General features: G+C 59.3%; 1 protein-coding gene. It reads right to left on the bottom strand.

The features are described from left to right. A partial coding sequence (locus BM216_RS33195) for a transposase (RefSeq protein ID WP_093004688.1) occupies positions 1–1262 on the bottom strand: 1262 nt, incomplete at its 3' end. Between the last annotated feature and the right edge of the window lie 80 nt (positions 1263–1342).

The raw sequence follows: 1342 nt of genomic DNA, 5'->3' as shown, positions 1-1342 counted from the left end.
CTCAGGCGCGCCATCCGGAGAATGCGCTTGAGGTGAGCAAAGAGCATCTCGACCTTCTTACGGCGATGCCGTGACTGCACGTATTCTGGTGTTGCGGCTATTGCTCGGGCAACATCACGGGCATCTTCGTTGAGATCGCGCGGCACTTTGCGCATCGGCATGTTCGGGCAGCAGCGAGGCTTCAGGTCGCAACGATCACAGTCCCTCTTGCTGGCACGGTAAAGCCGCGTTCCTTCGGCGGTGATGCCTGATCTGGGTGTCGCGTAAGTGCGATGGAACTGCTTCAGCTCCTTACCCGCCGGGCAGATGTAGCGGTCATTCTCGACCTCCCATGAGAAGTCTGAGCGGGAGAAGGTGCCGTCCGTCCTCTTCGACTTGTCGAAGACCGGAATGTGCGGCGCGATCTTCTTCTCCTTGACCAGCCACGCGAGATTGTCTGCGGAACCGTAGGCACTGTCGGCCGCCAGATAACCAGGTCGCAAGCCGAAGCGGCTCTCCGTTCGGTCGAGCATCGTGCGAGATACTCCTACCTCCGCCTGGCGGATTGCTCGTGTCGCCTCGACGTCGAGGATAACGCCATGGTCTGTGTCGATCAGGTAGTTGGTAGCATATGCGAAGAAGGCATGGCCTTTGTGGGCACCTGTCCACTGAGCGGCCGGATCGGACGGAGAGATGAACTTCGGCGTCACTGGCGAGGCAGCCCCGAAAGCCGCGTCATCGAGAACAGCCAGATATTCCTGCACCGAGCGGCCAGCGTCTTCTTTGGCTTCCCATTCCGCTCCCGGTACAGAACGCTGCTTGTTGGCATCCGCTGCGATCAGGCTGGCATCGACAGCAAATCCTTCCGCACCGACCAGCCCTTGTGCGAGGCAGCGCTCCACCACTGTCTCAAACATATGTCGCAGGATGTCGCTCTGCCGGAACCGGCCGTGGCGGTTCTTCGAGAAGCTAGAGTGGTCGGGCACATTGCCGTCCAGTCCGAGGCGGCAGAACCAGCGATAGGCGAGGTTAAGGTGGACCTCTTCACAGAGCCGCCGCTCCGAGCGGATACCCATGGAATAGCCGATGATCAGCATCCGCATCATCAGTTCTGGATCAATCGAGGGGCGACCTGTGGTGCTGTAAAAAGGCTTCAACTGCGCTCGAACGCTGTCCAGTTCGAGATGGCGGTCAATCCCGCGCAGCAGGTGTTCGGCGGGGACGTGGTCATCGATACAGAAATCGTAGAAGAGCTGCGCCGGAGCCGCCTGACATCCCATCATCGCTCAATCCTCCGCAAATCAATGCGGCGATTGAATCATGACAACGCAGCACCGACAACGCCGAGTTTTTCAACAGTATC

The sequence above is a fragment of the Rhizobium sp. NFR07 genome (assembly GCF_900111905.1).
In the GTDB taxonomy this organism is placed as follows: domain Bacteria; phylum Pseudomonadota; class Alphaproteobacteria; order Rhizobiales; family Rhizobiaceae; genus Neorhizobium.
The sequence above is the reverse complement of the archived record's forward strand: the minus strand, read 5'-3'. Positions and strand labels throughout refer to the sequence as shown.